This is a genomic window from Aeromonas sp. QDB62 (genome assembly GCF_027705695.1).
GTDB classification, from domain to species: domain Bacteria; phylum Pseudomonadota; class Gammaproteobacteria; order Enterobacterales; family Aeromonadaceae; genus Aeromonas; species Aeromonas allosaccharophila.
This window is the reverse complement of the sequence record NZ_JAPDCD010000083.1, coordinates 1-7,516: the sequence shown is the minus strand read 5'-3', so window position 1 is coordinate 7,516 and position 7,516 is coordinate 1. Positions and strand designations below refer to the sequence as shown.

Annotated in this window: 7 protein-coding genes and 2 pseudogenes; 4 read left to right on the top strand and 5 right to left on the bottom strand. The window is 40.4% G+C overall.

The features are described 5' to 3' along the window. Positions 1-105: 105 nt before the first annotated feature. The 4 genes and pseudogenes from OKC27_RS22085 to OKC27_RS22070 all read left to right on the top strand — a co-directional run bounded on the left by OKC27_RS22085 (position 106) and on the right by OKC27_RS22070 (position 3,886). Positions 106-1,062, top strand: coding sequence for a sensor domain-containing diguanylate cyclase (locus OKC27_RS22085; protein ID WP_270806712.1), 957 nt, complete (start codon positions 106-108; stop codon positions 1,060-1,062). 578 nt (positions 1,063-1,640) lie between these two features. Continuing rightward, positions 1,641-2,156, top strand: a pseudogene (locus OKC27_RS22080) (FAD-dependent oxidoreductase); the annotation flags it as partial. A 62-nt stretch (positions 2,157-2,218) separates the two neighbouring features. Beyond that, positions 2,219-2,560: a DUF1971 domain-containing protein gene (locus OKC27_RS22075; RefSeq protein ID WP_075112420.1), complete on the top strand. Its 342-nt coding sequence runs from the start codon at positions 2,219-2,221 to the stop codon at positions 2,558-2,560. Positions 2,561-2,668: 108 nt separating this feature from the next. Continuing rightward, positions 2,669-3,886, top strand: a complete 1,218-nt coding sequence (locus OKC27_RS22070; protein WP_005344804.1) for a 4Fe-4S binding protein — start codon at positions 2,669-2,671, stop codon at positions 3,884-3,886. A 348-nt stretch (positions 3,887-4,234) separates the two neighbouring features. Here OKC27_RS22070 and OKC27_RS22065 read toward each other — a convergent pair whose 3' ends face one another. The 5 genes and pseudogenes from OKC27_RS22065 to OKC27_RS22045 all read right to left on the bottom strand — a co-directional run bounded on the left by OKC27_RS22065 (position 4,235) and on the right by OKC27_RS22045 (position 7,203). Beyond that, a complete protein-coding gene (locus OKC27_RS22065; RefSeq protein ID WP_270806711.1) occupies positions 4,235-4,885 on the bottom strand; it encodes a TIGR02285 family protein in 651 nt (216 codons plus the stop codon). A gap of 353 nt (positions 4,886-5,238) precedes the next feature. Further along, a complete protein-coding gene (locus OKC27_RS22060) occupies positions 5,239-5,364 on the bottom strand; it encodes a hypothetical protein (protein WP_265324674.1) in 126 nt (41 codons plus the stop codon). Between the two features lie 9 nt (positions 5,365-5,373). Continuing rightward, the gene (locus OKC27_RS22055; RefSeq protein WP_148140617.1) at positions 5,374-5,688 is read right to left on the bottom strand and encodes a hypothetical protein; all 315 of its coding nucleotides are present in this window, start codon (positions 5,686-5,688) and stop codon (positions 5,374-5,376) included. 80 nt (positions 5,689-5,768) lie between these two features. Further along, positions 5,769-5,936, bottom strand: a pseudogene (locus tag OKC27_RS22050) (IS1595 family transposase); the annotation flags it as partial. A 37-nt stretch (positions 5,937-5,973) separates the two neighbouring features. Further along, a complete protein-coding gene (locus tag OKC27_RS22045) occupies positions 5,974-7,203 on the bottom strand; it encodes a sensor domain-containing diguanylate cyclase (RefSeq protein WP_005344802.1) in 1,230 nt (409 codons plus the stop codon). Positions 7,204-7,516 lie beyond the last annotated feature (313 nt).

Sequence of the window (7,516 nt, the reverse complement as noted above, 5' to 3'; positions counted from 1 at the left end):
GCAAAGTAAACTGGATGGCTTTCTTGCCGCCAAGGATCTGATGGCGCAGGGGATCAAGATCTGATCAAGAGACAGGTACAGTGCCCACACAACAAGGAGATGTTGATGCAAAGCCCTGTAGTACCGGATAACGAACCGCTTCGCTTAGAAGCATTGCGCCGTTTAGCGATACTTGATAGCCCCGCAGAGGAGCGTTTTGACCGGATTACCAGGATGGCTCGCAACATGTTTGATGTGCCCATCGCATTGGTTTCATTGGTGGATGAAAACAGACAGTGGTTCAAGTCATGTTGTGGGTTGCCGGTATTGGAGACACCGCGAGACATTTCTTTTTGTGGTCATGCAATTCTCGGTGAAGAACTGTTTGTAGTTGAAGACGCGGCCCAAGATCCACGATTTTCTGACAACCCCTTAGTCACGGGGGAACCACACATTCGCTTCTATGCAGGCCATCCACTAGAAGTTGGGAACGGTTTGAAGCTGGGTACATTGTGCATCATAGACTCTAAACCCAGGTGTTTTAGCCCACGAGACCAAGCGCTGTTAGCTGATTTGGCATCCATGGTTGAGAGTGAGTTACAAGCCGTTCAGAGAGCAACCATAGATGAATTGACGGGGATAACTAACCGTAGAGGATTCATGCTGCTCGCCGAAAAAAGTTTGAAATATGCATTTCGTGTAAAACACCCAGCGGCCTTACTTTTTTTAGATCTAAATCACTTCAAACTAATTAACGATAAGTTTGGTCATGACATTGGCGATGACGCGTTGCGACATGTGGCCGAGTTGTTATGCCGAGTATTCCGCGATGCTGATATATTCGCTCGCCTTGGTGGGGATGAATTCGTTGTCCTTTTACCTGGCACTGGTAGTGAACATTGTCAGAGAATTAAAGAGCGGCTGAATCATGCAATAGATGACTTCAATAGTCATAGTGGTAAGCCATACCAGTTGTCATGCTCCTTAGGAATTGTGATTTACGATGCTAGTATGCCGCCTAATTTAGATCAACTACTGCGGCACGCAGATGAAGAGATGTATTCATGCAAAGTGAAACGATAAATAGCTGTCGCCAAAAATACAACTATCTGAGCATTTCTTAGAGAAATCATTATTATACTGGTAAAGAAGTAATTGACCGTATGAAACAAGATACCCTAATCATGGGGATCTTGTTTATTTTATTCAGTGTCTGTGTATAATTTTAATTACTTGTCTATGAATATGCATTGATGGCTTGCTACTCGAATTCCTATACATTAGCTTTCAGCAGAGCAAACCATTTTGGAAGAAACACTATTTAAGTGGCGCGAGCCCATATCTCGTGAGAAATGTCACCAACAGTATTTTAATTTCATTTAGCATGGCGAATTTTTTAACGTGAGCTATATTAAAAGTGGGATGTGTCAATGTGGGGTATGTATGTTTTCACAATACAACATAAGAAACATATTGTTAATTTTCCTTGCGACACTTTCTTCATGCGCTATTGCTGTTGATACCAAAATTGTTCTAGGGAAGGTGCTAACAAGTCACTTGGCACAAAAACACACCATTCTAAATTATTGATATTAAATGGCTAAACTTTTTAGTTTTGGCACATAGGGTACTTATTCGCACCTTCCCGAGGTATCAAGTCGATACAAAGAAGAGATGCCAACGAATCCTTTATGATAGAGCTCACTGACAGCAGTTTCAGTGAACAGGATCTTGTCATTTCAGCTATAGGTCTACAACCGAATCTATCCTTAGCGATGAATGCAGGACTGGCTGTTAAACGCGGAATTGTAGTAGATGATTACCTGAGAACATCGAGTGAGCACATTTATGCTCTTGGTGATTGCGTTGAGTGGAAAGGTGAATTGCGACCCTTTTTGCAGCCAATTGTTCTCGGTGCCAATGCATTATCTAAAACTCTGATTGGTAAGCCAACACCACTAACGCTTCCTCCAATGCTAGTGAAGGTAAAAACACTTCAATATCCTTTGCAGTTAGCTGGTAGAACCAAAGGTGCAGACCTTTCATGGCAGTTTAAGTGGAATAAAAATGGAATGGTCGCAGAAGCTCGCAGCGAGGATGGTGAAATGTGCGGCTTTGTCGTAGGTGGAGACCAAATGGGCGCTGCATTCCCACTTTTACGCCTTCTTTCTAGATGAATAATTGCTGGCTGAGCATATGCTCAGCCTTACTTAATTTCATAGGTTATTAAGGATAAAACATGTCGCTACTGCATAGTATACCCGCTCATTGGGTTGTTCGCCGTTCAACCCCATTTTTTACAAATGAAAACGTACCACAGGCTCTATTAACCCATCACAATACAGCTGCTGGCGTATTCGGTCAGTTATGTGTAATGGAAGGGACGGTAACATATTACGGTTTTGCTGATGAAACAGCAGAGACACCTGAAATTACGCTTGTAATCCGAGCCGGAGAGTTTGCAACCAGCCCACCTCAGTATTGGCACAGGGTTGAACTGTCTGAAGATGCTAGATTCAATATCCATTTTTGGGCTGAAAACGTAAGCTCAGACACCCCACTCATTAAGACAAGAGAATAAATTACAATCTTGTCATCGCCACAAACTAGGCCAACTGCCCATCCAGATCAAAATGAATAACTGTAATGTTGTTTATGATTGGCTGTTTTTGCGATGGGAGTTGGCTAGATGAGTGGGATTGAAACCATAACCATGCTGAGTGGCTTGGTGTATCTGTTGTTGTTCCAGTGGCATGAGCGTTCAGGTTGGTCTTGGCAGCTGTTCCTGATGCTAACCGCCGCTGTATGGTTGACGGTAGCAGCCAAGCCACCACTAAGTAGTTTAATCGTGCTTGCTGTCACTATTGTCATGCTTTATAGATATAAATTAATATCCGCATTTTATGATTCAAGAGATCAACAACTTCGTAGTTTAGTTAGATATTTCTTAGTTACATCGTGGGGATTTGTAACAATACAGTATGGTGTTTATATTTTTCAACTCCACCAGGGTGACCTACCTTGGCTGTCTAGACCTGATATCGTAGATGGCTTTCTACCTATAGCGGGCGGTCTTGGCTTGCGGGCGTTGTTGAGTTTGGGCATTACTGATTACCACCATCCAGCTGCAACAATCACAGTCTTGGTTATTTCCTTATCTGGACTCATTTTAGGTCGTGCCTTCTGCTCATGGTTTTGCCCTCTTGGGGTTGTCGGTGAATGGCTGCATCATTTTCGAAATTTTCTGCTACCAGGTGAGTGGGCTCCGCCAAAATGGTTAGACCTACTGCTCAAATCTCAGAAATTTCTAGTTCTATCATTTCTGATGTTCATAGTTATTCTTGCTGTTCCAAATGTTGCACTGCCAGGGTACTTGATGAGCCAGTATCACCAAGCTGCTGACATGAAAATGGGAGCCTTCTTTTTCAACTTGAACTTTATATCAGGTATTTTTGTTGTTTGGGTATTAAGTATCACGATGTTTTTCAAGCAAGGCTTCTGTAGATACCTATGCCCTTATGGTGGATGGCTTTCCTTGCTGGGGCTTCTGACACCATTGCGTATTCGCAGGTCTTCCAGCAGCTGTTTACGAAGCAAGGGATACGATTGTGATAAATGCAGTAGAGCATGTCCATCAAGGATACAGGTTCATGAACTTATATCTGTCAGAAATATTGAGTGTACAAACTGTTTAACTTGTATCTCTGCATGCCCAAAACAAGCTAATGCGATTCATTTTGGTACTGCGAATAAAAAGGTTTCAGCAAAGAAACTGCTTGCAATGTTGTGTGTTTTACTTCTCTTAATGCCATTGCTAGCTCATGTGATTTTCGATTTTTGGACAAGCAAAACACCATTAGAACAACGCCGCTACCTATTGGATATTCTGTCGAGTCTTTCACATTAGAGTTGATGTCTTATCTCACAAAAGCATAAATAATCAACATTGATGAAATAAGGTGTATCCAGGTTAGGTTGCGATAGTTGGTATATGAACTTAGATAGCGTTAGGGTATATGTATTCAATGGATAGAATCACTATATACCTAACGCATATCATGATTAGGTAAGTTACGCCACATATAGTTCTCGTTAATATATGCTGGATTTGATTTCAGTTTTGATAGTGCTTCATTGATATCAGATATGACTTTATCACCCCACTCGGTTTTCGGTGCGGCAACATAAGTTGATATTTCTTTTTGCTGTCCAGCTATCGGAAGAACTTTGAACTTCCCTAGATAAGCCTTTTTATTTAAATCAGATACTGTTGATGAGCCATACCCAAACTTACTTTCTGTGTAATAGATAATTTCCTCTGGGTATGCAACGGTAAACCATTTACATCTTTTAATAGCATATCCAGGTCATTACCCATCGGAGCATTGAGCGAGTAGTTAACTCTCTTATTTGTTTTATCTTTAATTGCGAGGTCAAATTTACTTCCATAAGAACGAGACGCTATGAAATAGCCAAGTTTATCCTTCGATTGAATCAACCGAAGCAAATCAACACCGTCTCCATCAATTATATACTGCTTATAAGTGTTAAGCTCACTGGATGGTATGATTACATGTGGTGCAGTTGATAGTGTTTTATGAAAAGTAGAAAATGTTTGATACTTCTCTCTTTCAGGCGTTTTTAGCATGTTGCCACAGACAACTTTTTTCCCTTGCTGCATCATCCGTTGAATTCTGGCAATATTCGCCCATATTATTACATGGTTATACTGAGGTAATTCAGCTCTTATCATTGCGTCAGTAACATCAACCACACCTCTACCTGAATAGCTGCCATCTTTTATATAAAGTGGAGGAATGTCATACTGAGCCCAATGTATGGTCTCTTTTGCAGTTACATCGACAGATATAATAAAAGAGATGAGTATTAGAAGAATCCTTTTCATGGCAATTTCACCTCTCTATTATATTGATATAAACCATAGTGCGGCGATTAGTCAGCAACACTAACATCTTCACAAGAAAATATTGACATACGTATGCGCTTTTGTAAACCTACTAATAACGCAGAAATTTCTGGTTTTCTGTATCGTCAAGGATGGTGCTGAACGTTGATACGCCGAACTCTCCCGCTTGTCGCCATACACGGCAGCATGAGGCTTGATTGTTGCTGTCCCATAGAGCCCATAGAGCTTGTACGCTATGTGGCGTGCTCTTGAGATCAAGTGCTGTCAGTCAATGGTTAGATAAAAAATGGTTTTCAGGTGAGAACCACACCTACACAATCAGTATTTGAAAATCATGGAATTTTGATATATGAACTATATTTTCGCCTTAAATCATCAATATCTTTTTTTGCTTTCCTTTCTTTTTCCTCTAGTGCTTTTATCTCATTTGATTTTTCTTTCAACAACTGCTCAAACATTACTTTAGCCTACTCTCTTGATTTAATATCCACGATGTTTGCCAAGTCTTTAGATCTTTCTGTTAGAGCATCTTCTCGTTCTTGTAATGAGATGAGGCTATCATTTAGATTTTTCTGTATTAGATCTAAGGAAGATGAACGCCTGCATATTTCGGCTTCACCAGCATCAAGTTGAGCCTCTTTGGCTTTAATTGTTCTATTTATATCATCAACCTGTAAATAAAACTCAGCCTTAAGTTCATCTAAATTAAGAAGGTCGCTTAGTAAAGCTTGCTTTTTATCAATTTCATCTTGTATATGATAGAGACGGTCTTTCAATTCCATTTCAAAGATTCTGTATTGGTCTTCCAATAGGATTATCTTTTCCTGCGCCTCTAAAATGGACGACTCTTTTTCTTTCCTGATTACCCATGACCCTCAGCCAGCTTCAAGAGCCGATATGGCATCGGAGGGCTTGCCACGACTGCATGCCCCAATTCTACCAACATGCTATTGAGGTCAAAACGATGATTAAACCGGAAGCAGTATTCCGCAAGATGCCTTGGTAAATGCTTCGCTCCGAGCGTATGGCAACCGCGATTCTCACTATTCAAGCCAAATTAAATCTTTTTATGCGATACATACACGATTTCTACCTTCGTTTTTTGCATGATATAAAGCACTATCCGCTTCTAGTAGTAATGTTTCTTCAGTCTTTATATGTGAGGTATTATCTGAACAGGCAATACCAAAGCTCATGGTGACAGAAAAATTGCCTTCATTCCTTTCAAACTTTAGATCAGAAATTGCTTGACGGATACGCTCTATAATTAACAGAGCATCTGTGGCATTGGTTTCACCCAGTATAATTAAAAACTCCTCACCACCATAACGCCCAACACAATCATGACTCCTTAAGTGGTTAGTTAAACTTTTACTGACCTCCTTCAGCGCTGTATCACCAGCAACATGACCATATGTGTCGTTGACATGTTTGAAATGATCTATATCAGCAAGTATTACAGTAGTAGGCTGTTTTTTTCTTGTGTCTTTTTCGATGGTGTTTTTTAGGAATTCCATTATAGCGCCCCGATGAAAAACACCAGTAAGTGCATCCCGAGAAGACTGCTCTTTGAGTTGCGCCAATGCATTTACCAACTGATTGTTTATGTCATAGATGCGTTGATAAAGACGGCTTTTTTCGACTAAAAATGATATTTGCCTTGCAAGGTTAATAAATATTTTTTGGTGGGCATCAATGTATGTGTTTTTTTCTTTGCTAGAGAAGAAAATGAAACCGATAGGCTTACCATCTGCAATGAGCGGGCAGGTTAAACTTGATTGAATGCCTTCAGCAACTATTAATTTAGTTGATAATGAGTTAGGGTTTTCAGCTAAATATAGTTGCAGGTCGTTAAGAATGCGGGGTTGTTGCGAGGTTAGTATCCCCTCTAAACTACTACCACTTAAAAAAGCAGTATATCCATTTTTGATCATTACTTTTTCTGGGTAATTGCTTTTTGTCCAATGAGCGAAAACCCGCTCATAATCATCAGATATTAATGCGCAGCCGATCCTATCGTAAGGTATTATTTCATGAAATGTGTCATATATGCGATTTAAAACCTCATCAAGAACACTGCCTTTACTGATTTCAGTGGATATTTCTTGAATTTTATTAAACCCATCAAGTCGGGCATCAAGCCAGGCAGCCAACTGAACAAGATCAGATTCAAAATCGAGAATGGATTCTATGTTGGTATCCTTCGGGAAAGATAAGGAACATTTGCCTTGTTTAATTTTTTTTATGGCTTCTCTGTATGAAGCTAACCGTTGAACTGATAGTGTTACATCGTTCATATCTTGTCCTTATCGGTACTGCGTTGACTTTTTGTAGTATAACGTCTGTTTAATCGATGATGCGAATAATACCTTGAGATCGTGATCTCCATCTAGATCTCTATCGCAGCGTGACATAATGGGTCATCAAATCATCTTCGCCGACAGTAAATTCAGCAGCAAGCGCCATCAGACCCGTAAAGCGATTTTTGCCCCTTCATGATCCCAGAAAAAGATCGTGAATTTAATCAATTAGCTACCTGATTACCCATGACCCTCAGCCAGCTTCAAGAGCCGATATGGCATCGGAGGGCTTGCCACGACTGCATGCCCC

What these genes read in the sequence shown, in the direction of transcription:
- OKC27_RS22065 (WP_270806711.1), bottom strand. Translation starts at nt 4,885, where the DNA reads ATGAAAAGGATTCTTCTAATACTCATCTCTTTTATTATATCTGTCGAT.
- OKC27_RS22070 (WP_005344804.1), top strand. Translation starts at nt 2,669, where the DNA reads ATGAGTGGGATTGAAACCATAACCATGCTGAGTGGCTTGGTGTATCTG.
- OKC27_RS22060 (WP_265324674.1), bottom strand. Translation starts at nt 5,364, where the DNA reads ATGTTTGAGCAGTTGTTGAAAGAAAAATCAAATGAGATAAAAGCACTA.
- OKC27_RS22075 (WP_075112420.1), top strand. Translation starts at nt 2,219, where the DNA reads ATGTCGCTACTGCATAGTATACCCGCTCATTGGGTTGTTCGCCGTTCA.
- OKC27_RS22045 (WP_005344802.1), bottom strand. Translation starts at nt 7,203, where the DNA reads ATGAACGATGTAACACTATCAGTTCAACGGTTAGCTTCATACAGAGAA.
- OKC27_RS22085 (WP_270806712.1), top strand. Translation starts at nt 106, where the DNA reads ATGCAAAGCCCTGTAGTACCGGATAACGAACCGCTTCGCTTAGAAGCA.
- OKC27_RS22055 (WP_148140617.1), bottom strand. Translation starts at nt 5,688, where the DNA reads ATGGAATTGAAAGACCGTCTCTATCATATACAAGATGAAATTGATAAA.